This window comes from Ruegeria sp. CDSB113, assembly GCF_059611045.1.
Genome location: NZ_JBXWOU010000008.1, coordinates 103,339 through 121,786, shown reverse-complemented (window position 1 = coordinate 121,786; position 18,448 = coordinate 103,339). Strand labels below are relative to the sequence as shown.

Genomic DNA, 18,448 nt, shown 5'->3' with positions numbered 1-18,448 from the left:
AACTCCGGTTCGGGTGTTTCCCAATAGCTAGCGTAACTTTCGCGCGCACCAAAGACCGGATGACGCGCAGTCAATGTGCGAAAAATGGGCACCCGAAAGTGCCCATGTCATTATGTGTTTCCGTTCGGAATGATCTCGATGTCGACCCGGCGGTTCTGGGCCTTCCCCTCGGGCGTCAGGTTAGAGGCAATCGGGCGGTTTTCGCCCTGGCCGATGGTCGAGATGCGAGCACCGCTTACGCCATTTGCCTGAAGAATATCCGCGACAGACCGCGCACGGCGTTCGGACAGGCCCTGATTATACGCGGCGTCGCCGTCACTGTCGGTATTGCCGATGACCTGCACGTTCGAGTTGGGGTAATTCACCAGATTCTGCCCCACCCGGACCAGATCGGCCCGCAGTGCCGGGCGCACGGTCGCGCTGTCGGTGTCAAAGGTGATATCATTCGGGACGGTCACAATCAGCCGGTCGCCTGCGTTGGTAACGATGATGCCCTGATTGGCCAGTTGCTGACGCAGTTCTGCTGCTTGTTTGTCTAGTTGGTTGCCTATCAGGCCGCCTCCTGCTGCACCGATTGCTCCGCCTGCCACGGCCCCCAAAAGTGGATCAGATCCATTGGCAATAGCGCCAACACCTGCGCCGATCAGACCGCCAAGGATCGCACCCTGCTTGGCGTTCTGGTTCGGATCCGAGGGCAGGTTCAGCGTGCCGGGGTCCGTACAGGCCCCCAAAAACATGGCCGAACACAGCCCTGCGGCAAGAACACTCTTGGAAATCGTCATGAAATCACCTTCTGCTCTGGGGCCCGTTCACCGAACCCGCTTTGTTTGGCGCAGTATATCGCGTTACCTTATCTTAGGCTCAAGCAACAATCGGGTGAAGTCGGCAAATTACCGCCGTTCAACAGGATCCAATTGGTTCTGGTCTTGCCAGATAGCCCGCAGAGGCTCCCCCTGCCCGCAGAAATGATCGTCTGTAGCGTCGCAGGCCCAAATGCGATCCGTGCGAAAATGGCGAAACCCATTCCTCATCTCGCACCACGCTGCAAGCATCGTGCATTCGATGTGATAGATCAGGGCAACAGGCCTGACGATCCGTTCAGTCCGTTCGCCTTCGGCACTCACATAGGTGATGCGAATTTTGCGTTCAGAGCGAATGGCCTCGCGATAGTTTACGACAGGCACGCACCCCTTGGCCGGATCATCCATCGGTGCACCCCATGGGGCGACTTGCAGCCAATCCGCAGGCGCGCGCAAAGCGTCGATCTTTCGGCAAACACGGTCCGCAGCTTGTTGCAGGGTGCTATCCCCGGTGCGCGCCAGCATCGACAACCCGACCCACAGCGCCTCGACCTCTTCAGCGTCAAAATTCAACGGCGGCAGGTCGTATCCCCGCCGCATCAAGTATCCCACGCCGGCTTCACCCTCGATCGGGGTTCGCTGTGCCTGCAAAGCGGCGATATCGCGATAGACGGTACGCGCAGACACTTCCAGTTTTTCTGCAAGCGCCTCCGCCGTCACAGGCATTTCGGCCGAACGCAGGATCTGGATGATTTCAAAAAGGCGGGTTGAACGGCGCATAAGGTTCTCCGGGCGGTCTGCTGACATCCTAGCACACCCCACTGACAGGGTGGTGTCAGGAGTGATCTGCGATCTTTGGAAAACAAACCAAAGGAGGTCGACCATGCCATACCTCGACAATCACGTGATGATGACATTGAAACTGGACCGCTGGGCGCAGGATCACACTTTGCGTGCGTTCGAGATCGAACGTGAAATTATGGCTGCCCGTCAGCCCTGCGCACCGCGCAAACGGACCAAGCGGTTCTCGCTGGGCAACCTTAAGATGCTGTGGACAAGCACGGCCTGAGGTCAGAAATCAGCCGGGGCGCGGAATTTCATCGAAACTCCGCCCTCGGGGCTTTTTAGGCGCAGTTCCTCAGAATGCAGCATCAGACGCGGGAATTCGCGCGCTTCGCCCTCGGCGTAGAATGGATCGCCCAGAATCGGGTGGCCCAGCGCCAGCATATGAACGCGCAGCTGATGCGACCTGCCCGTTTTTGGGAACAATCGGACGCGCGTTGTCTCACCTTCGAATTTCACGAACCGCCAGTCAGTGACGGCGGATTTTCCAGTCTCATGACAGACCATCTGGCGCGGACGGTTGGGCCAATCAACGATCAACGGCAGATCAACGGTTCCTGACTTTTGCCCGATGCGCCCCCAAACGCGCGCAACATAGGTTTTGCGGGTCTGACGCTTTTCAAACTGCATGCTCAGATGCCGCTGTGCGTGCGGTGACTGGGCAAACACCATGACACCCGAGGTATCCCGATCCAACCGATGCACTAGTAAAGCCTGCGGAAACGCCGCCTGCACGCGGATCAACAGGCAATCGGCCAGATGCGCGCCACGCCCCGGCACAGACAACAACCCCGAGGGCTTGTTCACCACGATCAGCTGCGCATCCTCATGCAGCACATCCAACGGCGTATTCGGGGGATCATAGGTCTCGCTCATGCGCGCCTGCCTATCGCACGGCGTAGGTTCCCGCAACGTCGGCCTTGCCTGAACGGATCGGTTCAGCAACTCTCAGACTTAAAGCGGAGGAGAGACCATGCACCCCACAATCGAACGCATGCAAGACGTTGTCGCCAAGGGCGATGAAACCCTGATCCACGAATTGCTGGCCGAAGACGTACGGTTTTCCCCGCCAACTTACTACAGCACCTGGACCGGACGCGACCCGGTGGCGGCTGTTCTGGGTCACGTGGGACAGGTGTTTTCCGACTTCCGCTATCGCCGGATTATGGGTGAAGGCAAAGATTGGGCCTTGGAATTTCAATGCAAGGTCGGGGATCTGGACGCGGTCGGCGTCGATCTGATCACATTGAACGATGAGGGTCTGATACAGGAATTCGAGGTCGTCATGCGCCCTTACAAGACCATTGGTGCCCTGCGCGAGGCGATGATGGCTCGGGTTATGACGGACCCCCGATTCCTCGAATACAAAAACGCGCTCAGCTAACCATGACTGCCCCGATTGCCGCCGATCAGATATTGCGTGTCCCGCTACTGCCGGTTCTGGCTGCACAAGCGATTTCCGTGCGTCGTAACGCTCAGCTGCTGCCGGAACCGTCCGGCCCGCGCCAAGGGCGCGAAGGGCGCGGCCCCCGGTTGCGGCTGCTCATCGCTGGCGACAGCTCGGCAGCGGGTGTGGGGGCGGGGCGACAGCAACAGGCGCTTTCGGGGTTTCTGGTGGCGCGGTTGGCCCGCCATTACAGCGTGGAGTGGCGACTGGAGGCCACGACGGGCCACACAACACAGGATACGCTGGAACGATTGAACCGCCTTGAAGGCAACTATGACGCCGCCGTGACAGCCTTGGGAGTCAACGACGTCACGCGTGGAGTATCCCGGCAAAAGTTCACGGCTTTGCAGACCCAACTTCTGGATCATCTGACGAGCAACCTGGGTGTTCGACGTGTCGTGGTTACTGCCGTGCCACAAATGAACCGTTTTCCGGCCCTGCCCCAGCCGCTGGCCTGGGCACTGGGGCGACAGGCGGCCCGGCTGGACCGGGGTTTGCAAAAGGCCGCTGCGACATTCCCGCAAGCCCGGCACCTGTCATTGGAGTTTCCGGATGACCCGGCACTGGCTGCTCCGGACGGATATCACCCAAGCCCCAAAGCCTATCGCTTGTGGGCAGAGGCCGCAGCCGACTTATTGCATCAGCGCTGACCCCGCATCTGACGGATCATCGGGATCGTATAGACCACCAAAGCCGCCCAGATCAGCGGGAAGGCGATCATACGGCCCCGATCGATCTGTTCCCCGAACACGGTAATCGCAGTGATAAAGATCATCGTCGGCGCGATGTACTGCAGGATTCCCATTGTGGACAACCGCACCAATTTGGCCCCGTTGGCATAGACCAATAGCGGAACAGCGGTGACAATGCCGGCACAGGCCAGCAGCATGGTGTCCCCAGCGGCAGCGCCAAAGTGGCCGGTTCCTTTTGCCCCCAACCAGGTGATATAGACCAAGGCTGGGATCAGCAGGATCAGAACCTCTAGCAGAAAGCCCTGATTGGGACCGATGGGCAGCGAGCGTTTGAAGAAAGCATAAAAACCCCAACTGACCGTCAGGGCCAGCGCGGCCCACGGCAGCCGACCCGCTTCGACGATCAATACCAACACACCCAAAGCAGCTAACCCCACCGCCGCCAATTGCGTACGATTCAAAGGCTCACGTAACAGGATTGCCCCTAGCGCAATGCTGAACAGCGGGTTGATGTAATAGCCCAACGCTGCGTCCAATGCGTTACCGCTGGCAATCGCCCAGACATAAATGGCCCAATTCACCGAGATCAAAGCCGCTGTCAGACAGGCCATGCCCAGCATTTTCGGGTTTTGTAAGGCGGCCTTCAAATCCCTGGTCCGCCCCAACGCCACCAGCAACAGCCCGGCCACAGGGACCGACCATACAATCCGGTGCGCCACGATCTCGACCGGCCCGATATGCGCCAGAGCTTTCATGTAAAGCGGCAGGAAACCCCATAGAACGTAGGCGGTCACCGCCAGAGCCAATCCTTTTGGCGTGTCCTCATTCTGGGGTGATGTTGCGGCGTCCGCCATCATGGATCTCCGGGTGATACCGTTTGTCTATACGGCTGTTCCGGAGGGTTTGGAAACTGCGAAAACCGTGAACGGTCGCATCAAGAAAATTGATATGTACCAATAAAACGGGGCGCTAAGGCGCCCCGTGTGTCGAACCTTTGCGTTAAACTTTAACGCGCTCGGATTTTGGGTCGTACATCGGCTTGAGCGACGCCTCGGCTTTGACTTTGACGCCGCACACATCGATCTCGTAGGTCGAAGCCAATACGTCAGCGGCCTTTTCGCCTTCGCAGGGCACATAACCCAGACCGATCGCACCGCCCAGCGTGTGGCCATAGTTGCCCGAGGACAGATAGCCCACATACTCGCCGTCCCGGATGATCGGTTCGTTATGGAACAACAGCGGTTCCGGATCGGTCAACTTGAACTGAACCAGGCGGTTATGTGGTCCGCTTTCCTTGCGCGCGATCACCGCCTCACGCCCGATGAAATCGCTGCCCTTGTCGACCTTGACCGCAAAACCAAGACCGGCATCGACGACGTGGTCCTCGCAGGTGATGTCATGGCCGAAGTGGCGGAAGCCTTTTTCGATCCGGGCGCTGTCCATCATGTGCATCCCGCACAGTTTTAGCCCCATATCGTGCCCTGCTTCGTGCAGGGTTTCGAACACGTGACCTGCCATGTCGGACGAGACGTAGATTTCCCAGCCAAGCTCTCCCACATAGGTCACGCGGTGTGCTCGAGCCAGACCCATGCCGATCTCGATATCCTGCGCGGTGCCAAACGGATTGGTCGCGTTGGTGAAATCGTTGGGCGAGACCTTCTCAAGCAGCGTACGCGCATTTGGACCCATGATCGCCAAAACACCCTCACCCGCCGTGACATCGGTGATGACGACGTTGAAGTTGCCCGCATGGCGCTGCATCCAGGTCTGGTCAGCCAAACGGGTCGCTGCCGGGGTCACCACCAGATAAGCGGTCTCGGTCAGGCGGGTGACGGTCACGTCCGCCTCAATCCCGCCTGCGCGGTTAAGGAACTGAGTATAGACGATCTTGCCATTCGGGACCGAGTAATCGCCCCCGCCGATATAGTTCATGAACGCTTCGGCATCAGGACCGTCGACGCGGATCTTGCCGAACGACGACATGTCGTACATGCCGACATTCTCGCGCACGGCTTTATGCTCGGCAGTCGAGTTCTCGAACCAGTTCTGGCGTTTCCAGCTGTACTGATACTCGCGCTCCTGCCCTTCATTCGCGAACCAGTTGGCTCGTTCCCAGCCTGCCAGTTCGCCCATGACCGCGCCCTGTTCCAGCAGGTGGTGGTGGAACGGGGTCCGACGCACGCCGCGCGCAGTGGCCTTTTGGCGATAGGGATAATGGTCAGCGTAGAGCAGGCCTAGGGTCTCTTTCGAGCGCTCAAACAGGTACTGCTTATTCCCCTGGAACGGCTGCATCCGGCTGATGTCCACGTCTCCCAGATCGAACGGTTTTTCACCGCTGTCCATCCATTCGGCCAGCGCCATGCCAGCGCCACCGGCGGACTGGATGCCAATCGAGTTGAAGCCCGCCGCGACCCAGACATTGTCCATCTCAGGCGCGAGGCCCAGATGATAGGCGTCATCGGGGGTAAACGACTCGGGCCCGTTGAAGAAGGTATGGATACCGGCCTCGGCAAGCATCGGCATACGTTCACACGCGGCTTCGAGAATCGGTTCGAAATGGTCGAAATCCTCGGGCAGCTGGTCGAATTCAAAGGTGTCAGGAATACCGTCCATCGCCCAGGGCTTGGCATTCGGTTCAAATGCACCCAACAGGATTTTACCTGCGTCCTCTTTGTAATACGCGCATTCATCGGGAACGCGCAGAACCGGCAACTGAGTCAAACCGTCGATATTTTCGGTCACGATGTAGAAGTGTTCGCAGGCGTGCAACGGCACGTTCACGCCAGCCATCTGGCCGACCTGATGCCCCCACATACCGGCGCAGTTCACCACCATGTCGCATTCGATATGACCTGAAGCGCTGCCGTCATCCGCGACCCAGTCTACTCCGGTCACCTTGCGGCCCTGCTTGACGATGTCGGTGACTTTCACACGTTCTTTGACGATACCGCCACGCTGACGGGCGCCCTTTGCCAGCGCTAAGGCAATGTTGGCCGGGTCACCCTGACCATCCAGCGGTAAGTAAACAGCACCCTTCACGCCTTCGAGGTTGATGTGGGGATACAGCTCCTGAACACGTTCATTCTCGATTTCTTCGACCTCGACGCCGAAAGCGCGCGCCATGGCCGCCTGACGGTAGATCTCTTCTTTGCGCTCTTCGGTTAGCGCAACAGTGATTGATCCACAGCGTTTAAAGCCTGTGGCCACACCGGTTTCTTCTTCGAGCGAGCCATAGAGTTCCTGGCTGTATTTCGCCAGCTTTGTCATGTTCGCCGTTGCGCGCAGCTGAGCGATCAGACCCGCCGCATGCCAGGTCGTGCCGCTGGTCAGCTGCTTACGCTCCAGCAGGACAACGTCTTTCCAGCCTTTCTTGGTCAGGTGATACGCCACCGAACATCCGATGACACCGCCACCGATAATGACAACACGGGCCTTGTTTGGAAGATCAGCCATTCTCATGATTCCGCTTTATGAGTTTCCACCCAAAATGACACGAAAGAGCGACACAGAATGCACGAAAAACGTCAGCCCATTTGCAAAAATCAACGTTGTTTGACTTGCCGTTTTTCGCGTCTCAGCACAAAGGGGGTTACGCCGAAGAAGCTTTTGTAGACCGACGAGAAACCGTTGGGAAACCCGCAGGCAAGACCAATTTCGCGAACACTCATCGTTGTGTTAAGCAGCAAGTTATTGGCCTTGGCCAGCCGCATTTCGCGGTAAAATCCGTTTGGTGTGGTTCCGAAATAGTTCTTGAACTTCCGTTCCAGCGATCGGTTCGAAAGCTTTAGCGCTTCGACGATTTCGTTAATCGGCAGCGGGTCTTCGATATTGGCCTGCATCACCTTGATGCACTGGTCCAGTTTGGCGTCACCTGTAGCGGTGGTCTTTGATCCGGAAAATGGCTGGAGAGACGAGAAATCCCGGATGTTTTCGTGCAGCATGATGTCGGCCACGGTCATTCTTGTTGGCCCTGAAATATGACGCCCGATCACAGCCAGCGCGACATCGGTAGTGGCCTCCATCCCCGCGCAGGTCACCACGGCGCCCTGTTCTGTTGCAATCGACAGTTTGGCCTCGAACTGGGCGCGGCGCTCACGCAGGAAGGACGCGTTTTCCCAATGGGTCGACATGTCCTCGGTCCCCTGCTCGTCGATATACCGGCTTGCAGCTTCAGACAGCAAAAAGACCTGTGCACCGCGGTACGTGTAGTCGGATACAACACGCCCCAGCGACAGATCAGGATGATCGGGGTCGGAATTTCCGATGACGAACAAATAGTCCGCGTTGGGCTGCGACGGAATGCGGTCGGTCTGGATCGTCGCCTCGCTGCTGCTGGCGACCGGGCCACCCCTGAGAGAGCGATAGGCATAGGTGAATGGCGGGCTCGGGCAAACGCGGTTGGCCAGCCGCAGCACCTCAACCAATGACGCCAGTTCCAGCAGCACATAGCCCGGCGCGACAACGATGTCGAAATGTCGCTGCGCGTTAGAAGCCGGGATGTTCGACGGCGATGGCATCACTTTCCTCTCAGACAATCCGGTGCCCGGCGGACAGCAATCGGCCGGCAAGGACCTCTATGTGATCCGGCCCGACTTCGCAGCATCCGCCAACAATCGTTGCCCCCTGCGCTACCCATTCCATGGCATGATCGGCATAAGCCTCGGGTCCAAGATCGCGGCGTTGTGTCAACACGTCGACAGTCGGCGCGTCTTTCAGGAAATCCTGTGCAATCCCTGTGAACCCGTTTGCATAGGCCCCAAATGGTCGCCTCATCGTGGCTATGACCTTGAGCGCGGCGGGAATAGCCTCGGGGCGCGAACAGTTTATCAGAACAGCGTCAGGGTTAAACCGATCCACAAGAGGCGCAATATCGGCAAGCGGTTCACCAGACCGCAGCCGTGTTCCGTCATCATCCATAACGGATAGCGCAAGCCAGACCGGCTTGGCCGCATCGATCGTACCACGCAGGGCCCCTTCGGCCTCTTGTACCGAGGAAACGGTTTCGATCAGGAATAGGTCGACGTCATCGGACATGAGGGTAACCAACTCGGCAAACTTTTCAGCGGCGTCTTCCACATCAGGGTTCAGATCGGGGCGATAGGACGCCAGCAAAGGACCCAGTGCCCCGGCGATGCGCCCGGAACCGCCCTTGCGTGCGTGGTTCGCCTGGGTAACCGCAGCACGGACTAGGTCGGGCAGTTGATCCTCCATATCCAGACGTTCCAGCCGAGAGCGATGGACCGCGTAGGTGTTAGTCGTTGCAACCGTCGCGCCACGGCGGAAGTACTCGGCATGGACCTTTTCCACCAGTTCCGGGTGGTCGATCATCACGCGCGTCGACCACAGCGGCGTGGGCTTGTCCCCGCTGCGTTTGACCAGTTCTTGCCCAATCGAGCCATCCAAAAGCGTGATATCCGCCATTTGCCAACCTCCCTACGGAATTAGAACGAGTTTTCCCGGCAGCGCCTTGGACTGAAAGTCCTCCTGCGCCTTAGCGATGTCTCTTAGTGGATAGGTCTTGGAAACCAAAGGCTTGATGCGGCCCGTATTCATCATCTCGACAAGGCGGCCAAAGACTTCAAATGCCTGATGTGTGCAGCCGTGAATCGTGATGTCGCGCAGGTAGATCTCACGCAGGTCAGCCGAAACGATTGGTCCTGCGATTGCGCCTGAAACAGCATAGTGCCCGCCGGGTTTCAGGGCCAGGATCAGGCCGGGCCATGCCGGGCCTCCGACCACGTCGATCACGACGTCGAACATGTCCTTGGGCAGCGGCGCGTTGCGGTCAAAGGTGTCCACGGCCCCCTGCGCTTTGACCACCTCGGCCTTGGCTGAACCCGTAACGCCCCAAACCGTCGCCCCGCGCAGCGCAGCCAGTTGCACGGCGGCAAGGCCCACGCCACCCGAGGCACCGGTAACCAGCACCTTATGCCCGGCAGTCACGCCAGCACGGGTCAATAGATTTTCGGCTGTGCCAAATGCACAGGGGATGGCGGCGATTTCGACATCTGACAGAGGTGAGGTCGTCACGTCGTACAGGTCGTCGGCCTGAACCAGACAATATTGCGCAAATGCTCCGTCGATTTCAGAGCCTAATGCGATAAAGCCAGTCGGATTGCCGGGGCGTGGGCGCGGCAAGTTGATCGGGCAGGTCACCCGTTGCCCGGCTTGAAACCCGGTCTCTTGCCCTGCCAATTCGACTATCCCACACAGATCGCCACCCTGAATGCGCGGAAACGCCAACGCACCTCCCCATCCTCCGGCATCAACATCCTGATCAACGGCGTCCGTTGCCCCGGTCACGTCCGAGGAATACCAGCCGACCCGTGTATTGATGTCGGTGTTGTTTACCCCTGCAGCCGCGACCCGAACCAGAACCTGCCCCGGACCAGGCGTTGGGACCGGAATATCCTCGCGCCATTCCAGCGCTTCGGGACCGCCGTGGCGCGTCAGGTAAACGCCGGACATTTTCGTGGGCGTGGTCATCTTTAGACCCTGTCTTCCGGATGGGCTGGAACCGGCCCCATCGGCACAATGTCGTAACGCGCGTTCAGCTCGGCCATTTTCGCCTCATCTGCGAAATCTGCCTCAGTCATTGTCGCCAGTTCGGCCAGAAACCCGTCGAACCCCGAGGGCTGAAAGATCATCAGCATTCTGGCGGGCGCGCCATCGGCGACGCGACACGCATGGGGTACTCCGGGCGGGACATGCATGGTTGTGCCCGGAGTGCAGCGATGCCAGTCGCCATCAACGTAGAAATCCACCGCGCCTTCCAGAAAGTAGAAGGTCTCGGCGTGGGTATCATGGCGATGAAGGCCAAGCGCGAAGCTGGCCTTCAGATTGTCTTCCATGAGCGTGTATGCGCCATCGGTGTCCTGACCAGACACTTTTACAAAGGTGTGGTCATTTTCCCAGTCATAGTTAGGACCCTCACCGGGTCCCAGTTTGGCGTATCGTTTGCTCATGGTGGTCTCCGTGAGAGTTTAAGCGCGCAACCGCTCGTTCTCAGGATCCCAGAGCGGCTGATCCTGCTCTACCACGGCGCGGCACTTTTGGCCGTAGATTTCGACTTCAAGCTCGGTGCCGGGGTTGGCAAGCTCGGCCTTGACCATGCCCAGCGCGATGGACTTGCCGACGCGGTAACCCCATGCGCCCGAAGTGGTCTCGCCCACGATCTCGCCGTTCTGCCAGATGCAGGACATGTAGGGCGCATCGCAGTCGCCGGCGTCCACGGTAATGGTGACAAAGGCCTTTATTACGCCCTGCTGCTTTTCGTTCAGGATCGCGGCCTTGCCGGGGAAGTCCTGCGGCTTGTCGAGTTTGACGAACCGCTCCAGCCCACCTTCCAGCAGAGAGTAGTCGGTCGACAGGTCGCCCTTCCATGCCCGATAGCCTTTTTCGATACGCAGTGAGTTCAGGGCATACATACCGAACGGTTTGGCACCGGCGTCGACGATTGCGTCATAGATCGCAGGCATATGCTCGTTCAGGGCGTGCACTTCCCATCCCAGTTCACCGGCAAAGGAGACGCGGATCAGGTAGGCGGGCTGGCCTGCAACCGTGGCGGACTGGTGGGTCAGCCAACCAGTGGTCAGATCGGCATCTGTCAGGTTCGACAGGATCTCGCGCGAATTCGGGCCCGTGACGATCAGAGTGTCGCGTGTAGTAGTGACATCTTCGATCGACACACTGGCAGGCATTGCATTCATCAGGATGTCACGGTCATGCCACTGCGCGGTGGCAGCGGTGATCATGACGAATTCGTCCTCGCCCAGACGGATGCAGGACATCTCGGTCAGAATGCGGCCACGCTCGTCAGAGACATAGATGAGGTTCATCCGACCGACCTTTGGCAACCCTCCGGTTGCGAGACCGCGCAGCGCCTCAGCGGCGCCCTCTCCCTTGACCATGAAGCGCGAGAAGCCTGGCAGATCCAGCACTCCACAATCATCTCGCACGGCCTCGCATTCTTCTTGGATCCGCTGCTCCCACGGGCCGGACCGACCCCAGGTATGGGTGGCATCAAGCGACGTGTCGTCGCCCGGCTTTGCGAACCAGTTGGCCCGCTCCCATCCGTTATAGGCACCCATCACGCCGCCCAGCGCTTTGACCTTGTCATGCACCGGCGACAGTTTCTTGTCGCGTGCGGCAGGCCATTCGTGATGAGGGAAGTGCATGGCGTATTCGTTGCCATAAACCTCCAAACCTTTCTGGTTGCAGTAGTCCTGATCTGTGTAGTCGGTGTAGCGGCGCGGATCGACGGCCCACATGTCCCACTCGGTCGCGCCATCGACGATCCATTCGGCCAGCACTTTGCCCGCGCCACCGCCCTGCGCGATGCCGAAGGTAAAGGTGTGCGCCTCGAACGCGTTTCTAACTCCCGGCATCGGGCCGATCAGCGGCAGGCCATCCGGTGCATATGGGATGGGGCCATTGATGACACGGCCAACGCCCGAGGTTGCCATCAGCGGAACCCGCTCCATCGCGTCGGTGACGATATCCTCGATGCGGTCCAGATCATCGTTCCACAGCTGGAACGAGAAATCCTCGGGCATAGCATCGTCTTCAGTCATCCAGTGGCCCTTGCAGTTGGGCTCATACGGACCAAGGTTGAAGCCATTCTTTTCCTGCCGCAGGTAGTACGAGATATCCACGTCGCGCAGCAGTGGCAGTTTCTTACCACCGTTCGCTTTGGACCATTCTTCAATTTCTGGCACTTCGTCGGTCAGCAAATACTGGTGGCTCATCACCATCGCGGGAACTGTGCGGCCGCCAAAGGGCTTGAACCACTCTCCCACGCGCTGCGCGTAATACCCAGCGGCGTTCACAACATAGTCGCAGGCGATATCGCCCTTGTCGGTGTGTACGGTCCAGGTGCCATCGTCATGCTGCGTCACTCCGGTCGCCGGGCAGAAGCGGATGATCTTCTGGCCCATGTCACGGGCGCCCTTGGCCAGCGCCTGTGTCAGCTGCGCCGGATCAATGTCACCATCGGTGGGATCGTACAGAACGCCTTCAAGATCGTGCGTCTCCAGGAAAGGATAGCGTTCTTTCGCTTCTTCCGGGGTCCACATCTCCATCGGGATGCCTTGATAGCGTCCCATCGCCATGGCGTGTTCGAACTCTTGCATCCGCTCTTTGCTGTGCGCCAGACGGATCGAGCCTGAAACGTGGTAGTTCATCGGATAGTCGACCTCTTCGCCCAGACGCGAATACAGCTCGGTCGAGTACCGCTGCATATTCATAATCGCCCATGAATTCGAGAACGTAGGAACGTTGCCCGCCGCGTGCCAGGTCGAGCCTGCGGTCAATTCGTTCTTTTCCAGCAGGACACAGTCGGTCCAGCCCTTCTTGGCCAGATGATACAGCGAGGAGGCCCCCACCACACCGCCACCGATAACAACCACGCGGGCTTTTGTCGGAAAATCGCTCATTGGTCTTGATCCTTGTTACTGTGCCCGTTGGGGCAGATCGTCTGTGATGTCGTAGTAATCGCCCTTGTCGGCCACAAAGATGTGCCGGGCGAGCTGTAATCCGGTGGGCGTATCGAAGGCCCCCATGGAAATCGAAATCGTGTCCTCGTCATTGTGCTGCCAGAAGAGGAACGAGCCGCAGGAACGGCAGAAACCGCGGCGGGCGGTGTCCGAAGCGCGGAACCACGTAAGCGTATCGCTGGCGGTGAAACTCAAGTTGTCCTGATGTGCCCAGGTCGAAGACCAAACATGGCCGGACTGCTTGCGGCATTGACCGCAATGGCAGGCCGAAGGCGGTGAAAGCTCTCCGTCAATCGTGAATGCGACAGCGCCGCAGAGGCAAGAACCGGTTTGCATGTGACTACCCCTTTGCTGTGGGCGTGGAGCTGGCCCCCAGCAACACGCCATAGACGATGAAACAGGCGGCCATGACACGGCGCACCCATGTGTTGAACACAGCGCCCAGCGCCGCTTTGCCCATCAATGTGCCCATCAGGGTGAACCCGGTATAGCTGAGCGTGGTAATGACCAGCGCCGTGGGCATGATGACTACCATCTGCTGCCAGATCGGCACATCCGGTTGCACAAATTGCGAAAAGGCGGCGAGATACCCTGCCACGCTTTTAGGATTGATCGTCGCAACCGCCAGTGCGTGTAGATACACGTGACGCGCTGGGCGTTCGGTAACTGGTGCCGGACGCGTGGCATTCATCCAACCGCGAACCCCAACCCAGATCAGGAACCCTGCACCAACCAGTTTGGCGATGAAAAACCCGGTTGGGGAGGCTGCGATCAATGCGGTTACACCTAGTGCTGACAAAACCAGAAACGCGCTGGCCTGCGTTAGAATCGCCAAAACACCCAGCATCGCCTTGGGAAACGGCAGGCTCATTCCGTTCGAGATGCAGTTTACCGCATTCGGACCCGGAGTGGTGACGAACACCACCCAGAACAATGCGAATATGGTCCAGGCCTCAAAACTCATCAGTACACCGGCGGGGCGATCACCCAGATGGCCACCGCGGGCTCATCATACGGGTTCGACCATTGATAGGGTTGGTGTTTGATGCGGAAGCTGTCACCGGGTCCCACTAGGAATCGGCGATCTCCGATCGTCAAATCCAACCGTCCGGACACCATGTAGCCAACCTCCTGCGTGGGTCGGTTGGCGGGCGTTTGCATTTTTGAACGTGGTTTGAACGTCGAGTGCACCATCTCGAAATCATCGGTCAGGTCGGGCGAAAGCAGCTCTTCGATCAACCCTTCCTCGCCCGAGCCCATCGGGCGGCGCGATCCGGCACGCACGACGTAACCCTGTTCGTCCGCAGGTGCCGAAGAGTGCGCGAACAGCATAGACATCGGAACGCCCAGACATTCGGCGATCTCGCGAAGGTCCGAAATTGATGGATCCGACATGTCACGCTCGACCTGACTCAACCAACCGACCGAACGGCCAAGGCGCGCTGCAATCTCGCTCAGCGTCAGCCCGCGCGCTTTGCGCAATGCGCGAAGGTCGGCTCCGAGTGTGGCACTGTGCGGGGCTTGGCTGTTCACTGAACGCTCCGAAGTTTGGTGAAATTTTCTCCTCGTTTTTCACGATGCATTGATTCCGTGAAAAAACCAAGAATTTTTTCACTTGGATCCACGACATTGTTTGGATATCCGTCAACCATGTGGATTGCGGTGATTTATCTGTGGGTCGTCAACACCCTGACTTTGCTTGCCTTTGGCTGGGATAAGCTGCGGGCCAGACAGCGGAAAAGGCGTATCCCGGAACGAAATCTATTGTGGTTGGCGACGCTGGGCGGAAATCCAGGCGCATTGCTGGGGCGATGGATTTTCAGACACAAAACCCGCAAGCGGCTGTTTTCATACTATATCTTTGGGATTTTCGGCGCTCAGGCTGTGCTGGCCTATCTTCTAGTGGCCTTGGAATTGCCCAGCCTGGTCTAGCGCGAAAATTTCATCAGGGATTAGGCGCTAACCATTTGGGAAACTGTCTGCTACACTCTCATTCTATCTGAATATGATTATTCTTACGCATTCGCAAAGGGTTGAATGACAAATGGACAACGGTATCGGCTTTTTCGACATAGTCTGGTCAATCTTCTGGCTGTTCCTGATGGTGGCCTGGTTCTGGGTGATGATTTCGGTTGTGGCCGATGTCTTCCGCTCTAAGGACCTAAGCGGCGGTGGAAAGGCAGTCTGGATCGCCTTTGTCATCCTGATTCCATGGATGGGCGTTCTGGCTTACCTGATCGTCCGCGGCGACAAGATGCACCAGCACAATGCCGAGGCCATGAGCCAGATCGAACAGGCGCAAAAGGACTATATCCGCTCGGTAGCCACAGTATCTGCTGCGGATGAACTGGAACGGCTTGCTGCGCTCAAGGAAAAAGGCGTTCTGACGGATGAGGAATTTGCGGCGCAGAAGGCCAAGCTTCTGAGCACCTGATAGGAAGCACACACTAATCAATATGGCCGGGGGTACGCCCCCCGGCCATTTTTACTTGGCGAATACGCCGGCCAGAATTTCGCTCAGTTTCCTTGCGTCTTGTTCATTGAACGCGTTGGGTTGATCACTGTCGATATCGAACACCGCAATGACGTCACCGGCAGCGTTGTGCACAGGTAGCACCACCTCGGATCTGGTCGAAGACGCGCAGGCGATGTGGCCCGGAAACGCATCCACATCTGGCACCAACTGTACCTCGCCGGTACGGGCGGCAGCGCCGCAAACACCGCGGTCGAACGGGATGACCAGACAGCCGTGCCCACCCTGATAGGGTCCGATTTTCAAAAGCCCCGGCTCGGTGACACGATAAAACCCTGTCCAGTCAAAACGATCATCGGAATGATGCACCTCGCACGCGACTGTGGCCATCAGGGCCACATTGTCGGTTTCTCCCTCGGTCAGGGCCGCGATGGTTTTGGCAAGTGTATCGTAATCAGCTGTCATGTCGGAACTCGTGGCAGGGGTTTGCGCCGGAGTATTTGGAAAAAGGTGAAGCGTCAAACGCGTTCGATGGCTATCGCCGTGCCTTCGCCACCGCCGATGCAGATCGCCGCCACCCCGCGTTTCAGGTTTCGCTTTTCCAACGCGTTCAGCAGCGTGACCATGATCCGCGCACCCGACGCACCGATCGGATGCCCAAGTGCGCAAGCCCCGCCGTTCACGTTGACGATATCGCGGGGCAGACCCATTTCGTGCATGAACGCCATCGGCACGACCGCAAAGGCTTCGTTTACCTCCCACAGATCGACGTCTTCTTTCGACCAGCCGATGTTGGTCAGCAGTTTCTGCGCGGCCGGAACAGGTGCGGTCGTGAACAGCCCCGGTGCCTGCGCGTGACTGGCATGGCCGACAATACGGGCACGAACAGTCAGACCCTGCGCTTGGGCTGCGTCCTCGGATGCCAGAACCAATGCAGCCGCGCCATCCGATATCGAAGAGGAGTTTGCTGCGGTGACAGTACCGTCCTTACGAAACGCCGGCTTGAGGGTCGGGATCTTCTCGGGCCGCGCCGAGAGTGGCTGTTCATCCGTGGCCTGCGTGACCTCACCCTTGCGGGTACGGACCGTAACCGGTGTGATTTCATCCGCGAATGCGCCGTTTTCCTGTGCGGCCAGCGCATTTGACAATGAACGCAGCGCATATTCGTCCTGCGCTTCACGTGTAAACTGAAAGGCCTCGGCACAGTCTTCGGCGAATGTGCCCATCAGGCGACCTTTGTCATAAGCGTCCTCGAGCCCGTCCAGGAACATATGATCCATTGCCTGCGCATGACCCAATCGCGCGCCTTCGCGCATTTTGGGCAAAAGGTAGGGGGCATTCGTCATGCTCTCCATCCCGCCTGCGATCATTGTATCGGCATGCCCTAGAGCGATCTGGTCATAGGCCATCATGGCCGCTTTCATGCCCGATCCGCACATTTTGTTCAGCGTTGTGGCGGGAACATCTTCGCCCAGCCCTGCCGCAAAACCGGCCTGGCGTGCGGGCGCCTGCCCCTGCCCGGCCGGTAAAACACACCCCATAAGGACTTCGTCAACGGTTTCAGTACCGGCCCCTTGCAACGCCGCCCTGATGGCGTCGCCGCCCAGATCGGCCGCTGTCACGGAATCGAACATCCCCTGAAACCCACCCATCGGGGTCCGCGCCGCGCCGGCGATAACGACTTGCTTCATCTGGATGCTCCTTCGCTTTTCTACTGAGATGGATACCGAATGGTAAGAATTGCCGTCTAGCGTATTTCTACGAGTGATTATCAGTTTAGAGAACCCGCGCGCATGGCCCTGACCAGTAAGATAACAGACACGACACAGATCATTACCGTGCATTCGGACCGGATTGATGCCGCAATGGCCATTCAGTTCAAGGAAGACATGCGCAATGAGGCCGACGGCGGCGCGCCGCGAGTGGTCTTGGATCTGACGGGGGTCGAATTCATCGACTCAAGTGGCCTTGGGGCTATCGTCGCGTCGATGAAACAACTGGGCAGTGACCGCAGGTTGGATTTGGCCGGGTTGCACCCGTTTGTCGAAAAGGTGTTTCGGTTGACCCGCATGGATACGGTTTTCAACCTCTATCCTACCCTGGACGACGCTCTAACACCGTCGGCGGAATGACTTCACGGATTGAATAGGCGCGATGTCGATGGGGAACGGGAACTGCCTGGATCTGAGCTTTGCTGCAACCGAAGCCGAAGCCAGTGTTGGCATCGCCCGGCTAAGCAAAGGGTTGGAGGCGCAGGGCCTACCGCCACACAAGGCGAGTGACGTGAAAATCGCTCTGGCCGAGGCGATCAACAACGTGATCGAGCATGCCTATGCGGGCGTCACTCCGGCCAAGGTCCGGGTGCATTGTCGCCTGCATCAAAACTGGCTGGACATTTTGATCTCTGACACCGGGACTCCTTTGCCTGGATTTCGCGTGCCCGATGGTGTGCCCGCGCCTTTGGGATCGACACTCGACGAGTTGCCCGAAGGCGGGTTTGGCTGGTTCCTGATCCACGAACTGACCAGCGACATTCGCTATGAACATCGCAATGGCTGCAACCGGTTGTCCCTGCGGTTTGACTTTCCAAACCCGACCACCTGACCCAAAATCGTCACATAATGGCCCAGATCGCACCATTGCCGCGCCGCAAACAAAGGGCAAAAAGGTATCCGTAGCTCAGATAGCTTCCCTCGGCG

The 18,448-nt window shown here is 58.5% G+C and carries 22 protein-coding genes; 7 read left to right on the top strand and 15 right to left on the bottom strand.

The genetic code is table 11. The features are described from left to right. Positions 1 to 110: 110 nt before the first annotated feature. Together AC2FIS_RS15000 and AC2FIS_RS14995 are read right to left on the bottom strand one after the other, a co-directional pair. Positions 111 to 782 (bottom strand): YiaD family glycine zipper/OmpA-like lipoprotein, encoded by a 672-nt coding sequence (locus AC2FIS_RS15000; RefSeq protein WP_496774146.1) that lies wholly within the window; start codon positions 780 to 782, stop codon positions 111 to 113. A 108-nt stretch (positions 783 to 890) separates the two neighbouring features. Beyond that, complete coding sequence (locus AC2FIS_RS14995) at positions 891 to 1,580, bottom strand: helix-turn-helix transcriptional regulator (protein WP_496774145.1); 690 nt, start codon at positions 1,578 to 1,580, stop codon at positions 891 to 893. A gap of 103 nt (positions 1,581 to 1,683) precedes the next feature. Here AC2FIS_RS14995 and AC2FIS_RS14990 point away from each other — a divergent pair, with 103 nt between their 5' ends. Then, positions 1,684 to 1,869 (top strand): hypothetical protein, encoded by a 186-nt coding sequence (locus AC2FIS_RS14990; protein WP_058272537.1) that lies wholly within the window; start codon positions 1,684 to 1,686, stop codon positions 1,867 to 1,869. A 2-nt stretch (positions 1,870 to 1,871) separates the two neighbouring features. Here AC2FIS_RS14990 and AC2FIS_RS14985 read toward each other — a convergent pair whose 3' ends face one another. After that, positions 1,872 to 2,519, bottom strand: a complete 648-nt coding sequence (locus AC2FIS_RS14985) for an RluA family pseudouridine synthase (RefSeq protein ID WP_496774144.1) — start codon at positions 2,517 to 2,519, stop codon at positions 1,872 to 1,874. 97 nt (positions 2,520 to 2,616) lie between these two features. On the opposite strand from AC2FIS_RS14985, the gene AC2FIS_RS14980 reads away from it, so the two are divergent. Together AC2FIS_RS14980 and AC2FIS_RS14975 are read left to right on the top strand one after the other, a co-directional pair. Further along, positions 2,617 to 3,027, top strand: coding sequence for a nuclear transport factor 2 family protein (locus AC2FIS_RS14980; RefSeq protein WP_496774142.1), 411 nt, complete (start codon positions 2,617 to 2,619; stop codon positions 3,025 to 3,027). A gap of 2 nt (positions 3,028 to 3,029) precedes the next feature. Next, a complete protein-coding gene (locus tag AC2FIS_RS14975) occupies positions 3,030 to 3,740 on the top strand; it encodes an SGNH/GDSL hydrolase family protein (protein WP_496774140.1) in 711 nt (236 codons plus the stop codon). Here AC2FIS_RS14975 and rarD read toward each other — a convergent pair. From rarD to AC2FIS_RS14925, 10 genes are all read right to left on the bottom strand, one after another. Beyond that, on the bottom strand, positions 3,731 to 4,636 hold the full coding sequence (gene rarD, locus AC2FIS_RS14970; protein ID WP_496774139.1) for an EamA family transporter RarD: 906 nt from the start codon (positions 4,634 to 4,636) through the stop codon (positions 3,731 to 3,733). The genes AC2FIS_RS14975 and rarD overlap by 10 nt on opposite strands. Positions 4,637 to 4,781: 145 nt before the next feature. After that, complete coding sequence (locus tag AC2FIS_RS14965; protein ID WP_496774138.1) at positions 4,782 to 7,235, bottom strand: GcvT family protein; 2,454 nt, start codon at positions 7,233 to 7,235, stop codon at positions 4,782 to 4,784. Between the two features lie 89 nt (positions 7,236 to 7,324). Further along, a complete protein-coding gene (locus AC2FIS_RS14960) occupies positions 7,325 to 8,299 on the bottom strand; it encodes a GlxA family transcriptional regulator (protein ID WP_496774136.1) in 975 nt (324 codons plus the stop codon). Positions 8,300 to 8,309: 10 nt separating this feature from the next. Then, positions 8,310 to 9,203: a homocysteine S-methyltransferase family protein gene (locus AC2FIS_RS14955; RefSeq protein WP_496774134.1), complete on the bottom strand. Its 894-nt coding sequence runs from the start codon at positions 9,201 to 9,203 to the stop codon at positions 8,310 to 8,312. Between the two features lie 12 nt (positions 9,204 to 9,215). Then, positions 9,216 to 10,268: an alcohol dehydrogenase family protein gene (locus AC2FIS_RS14950; protein WP_496774132.1), complete on the bottom strand. Its 1,053-nt coding sequence runs from the start codon at positions 10,266 to 10,268 to the stop codon at positions 9,216 to 9,218. Between the two features lie 2 nt (positions 10,269 to 10,270). Next, positions 10,271 to 10,747 (bottom strand): cupin domain-containing protein, encoded by a 477-nt coding sequence (locus tag AC2FIS_RS14945; RefSeq protein WP_113791746.1) that lies wholly within the window; start codon positions 10,745 to 10,747, stop codon positions 10,271 to 10,273. A gap of 18 nt (positions 10,748 to 10,765) precedes the next feature. After that, a complete protein-coding gene (locus tag AC2FIS_RS14940; RefSeq protein ID WP_496774130.1) occupies positions 10,766 to 13,216 on the bottom strand; it encodes a GcvT family protein in 2,451 nt (816 codons plus the stop codon). 15 nt (positions 13,217 to 13,231) lie between these two features. Beyond that, positions 13,232 to 13,612 (bottom strand): GFA family protein, encoded by a 381-nt coding sequence (locus AC2FIS_RS14935; RefSeq protein ID WP_496774129.1) that lies wholly within the window; start codon positions 13,610 to 13,612, stop codon positions 13,232 to 13,234. Positions 13,613 to 13,616: 4 nt separating this feature from the next. Then, positions 13,617 to 14,240, bottom strand: a complete 624-nt coding sequence (locus AC2FIS_RS14930; protein WP_496774128.1) for a LysE family translocator — start codon at positions 14,238 to 14,240, stop codon at positions 13,617 to 13,619. Next, entirely contained in the window at positions 14,240 to 14,809 is a 570-nt protein-coding gene (locus AC2FIS_RS14925) for a helix-turn-helix domain-containing protein (protein WP_108861133.1), read from the bottom strand. The genes AC2FIS_RS14930 and AC2FIS_RS14925 overlap by 1 nt, the downstream gene beginning before the upstream one ends. Before the next feature lie 117 nt (positions 14,810 to 14,926). On the opposite strand from AC2FIS_RS14925, the gene AC2FIS_RS14920 reads away from it, so the two are divergent. Both AC2FIS_RS14920 and AC2FIS_RS14915 read left to right on the top strand, forming a co-directional pair. Then, positions 14,927 to 15,208 carry a DUF1294 domain-containing protein gene (locus AC2FIS_RS14920; protein ID WP_496774126.1) on the top strand — a complete coding sequence of 94 codons (282 nt, stop codon included), beginning with the start codon at positions 14,927 to 14,929 and terminating at the stop codon, positions 15,206 to 15,208. A 112-nt stretch (positions 15,209 to 15,320) separates the two neighbouring features. After that, positions 15,321 to 15,710 (top strand): SHOCT domain-containing protein, encoded by a 390-nt coding sequence (locus AC2FIS_RS14915; protein WP_058279764.1) that lies wholly within the window; start codon positions 15,321 to 15,323, stop codon positions 15,708 to 15,710. Between the two features lie 51 nt (positions 15,711 to 15,761). On the opposite strand, the gene AC2FIS_RS14910 is transcribed toward AC2FIS_RS14915, so the two are convergent. Together AC2FIS_RS14910 and AC2FIS_RS14905 are read right to left on the bottom strand one after the other, a co-directional pair. Beyond that, on the bottom strand, positions 15,762 to 16,214 hold the full coding sequence (locus AC2FIS_RS14910; protein WP_496774125.1) for a GAF domain-containing protein: 453 nt from the start codon (positions 16,212 to 16,214) through the stop codon (positions 15,762 to 15,764). Between the two features lie 53 nt (positions 16,215 to 16,267). Next, positions 16,268 to 17,440, bottom strand: coding sequence for a thiolase family protein (locus AC2FIS_RS14905; protein WP_496774124.1), 1,173 nt, complete (start codon positions 17,438 to 17,440; stop codon positions 16,268 to 16,270). Positions 17,441 to 17,542: 102 nt separating this feature from the next. On the opposite strand from AC2FIS_RS14905, the gene AC2FIS_RS14900 reads away from it, so the two are divergent. Further along, positions 17,543 to 17,881 carry an STAS domain-containing protein gene (locus AC2FIS_RS14900; protein WP_496774123.1) on the top strand — a complete coding sequence of 113 codons (339 nt, stop codon included), beginning with the start codon at positions 17,543 to 17,545 and terminating at the stop codon, positions 17,879 to 17,881. A gap of 28 nt (positions 17,882 to 17,909) precedes the next feature. Then, complete coding sequence (locus AC2FIS_RS14895; RefSeq protein ID WP_496774121.1) at positions 17,910 to 18,353, top strand: ATP-binding protein; 444 nt, start codon at positions 17,910 to 17,912, stop codon at positions 18,351 to 18,353. Positions 18,354 to 18,448 lie beyond the last annotated feature (95 nt).

Coding starts and splice junctions, on each gene's coding strand:
- AC2FIS_RS14950 (WP_496774132.1), bottom strand. CDS start 10,268: ATGACCACGCCCACGAAAATGTCCGGCGTTTACCTGACGCGCCACGGC.
- AC2FIS_RS14975 (WP_496774140.1), top strand. CDS start 3,030: ATGACTGCCCCGATTGCCGCCGATCAGATATTGCGTGTCCCGCTACTG.
- AC2FIS_RS14920 (WP_496774126.1), top strand. CDS start 14,927: ATGTGGATTGCGGTGATTTATCTGTGGGTCGTCAACACCCTGACTTTG.
- AC2FIS_RS14955 (WP_496774134.1), bottom strand. CDS start 9,203: ATGGCGGATATCACGCTTTTGGATGGCTCGATTGGGCAAGAACTGGTC.
- AC2FIS_RS15000 (WP_496774146.1), bottom strand. CDS start 782: ATGACGATTTCCAAGAGTGTTCTTGCCGCAGGGCTGTGTTCGGCCATG.
- AC2FIS_RS14910 (WP_496774125.1), bottom strand. CDS start 16,214: ATGACAGCTGATTACGATACACTTGCCAAAACCATCGCGGCCCTGACC.
- AC2FIS_RS14965 (WP_496774138.1), bottom strand. CDS start 7,235: ATGGCTGATCTTCCAAACAAGGCCCGTGTTGTCATTATCGGTGGCGGT.
- AC2FIS_RS14960 (WP_496774136.1), bottom strand. CDS start 8,299: ATGCCATCGCCGTCGAACATCCCGGCTTCTAACGCGCAGCGACATTTC.
- AC2FIS_RS14900 (WP_496774123.1), top strand. CDS start 17,543: ATGGCCCTGACCAGTAAGATAACAGACACGACACAGATCATTACCGTG.
- rarD (WP_496774139.1), bottom strand. CDS start 4,636: ATGGCGGACGCCGCAACATCACCCCAGAATGAGGACACGCCAAAAGGA.
- AC2FIS_RS14915 (WP_058279764.1), top strand. CDS start 15,321: ATGGACAACGGTATCGGCTTTTTCGACATAGTCTGGTCAATCTTCTGG.
- AC2FIS_RS14985 (WP_496774144.1), bottom strand. CDS start 2,519: ATGAGCGAGACCTATGATCCCCCGAATACGCCGTTGGATGTGCTGCAT.
- AC2FIS_RS14895 (WP_496774121.1), top strand. CDS start 17,910: ATGGGGAACGGGAACTGCCTGGATCTGAGCTTTGCTGCAACCGAAGCC.
- AC2FIS_RS14935 (WP_496774129.1), bottom strand. CDS start 13,612: ATGCAAACCGGTTCTTGCCTCTGCGGCGCTGTCGCATTCACGATTGAC.
- AC2FIS_RS14945 (WP_113791746.1), bottom strand. CDS start 10,747: ATGAGCAAACGATACGCCAAACTGGGACCCGGTGAGGGTCCTAACTAT.
- AC2FIS_RS14980 (WP_496774142.1), top strand. CDS start 2,617: ATGCACCCCACAATCGAACGCATGCAAGACGTTGTCGCCAAGGGCGAT.
- AC2FIS_RS14905 (WP_496774124.1), bottom strand. CDS start 17,440: ATGAAGCAAGTCGTTATCGCCGGCGCGGCGCGGACCCCGATGGGTGGG.
- AC2FIS_RS14930 (WP_496774128.1), bottom strand. CDS start 14,240: ATGAGTTTTGAGGCCTGGACCATATTCGCATTGTTCTGGGTGGTGTTC.
- AC2FIS_RS14990 (WP_058272537.1), top strand. CDS start 1,684: ATGCCATACCTCGACAATCACGTGATGATGACATTGAAACTGGACCGC.
- AC2FIS_RS14940 (WP_496774130.1), bottom strand. CDS start 13,216: ATGAGCGATTTTCCGACAAAAGCCCGCGTGGTTGTTATCGGTGGCGGT.
- AC2FIS_RS14995 (WP_496774145.1), bottom strand. CDS start 1,580: ATGCGCCGTTCAACCCGCCTTTTTGAAATCATCCAGATCCTGCGTTCG.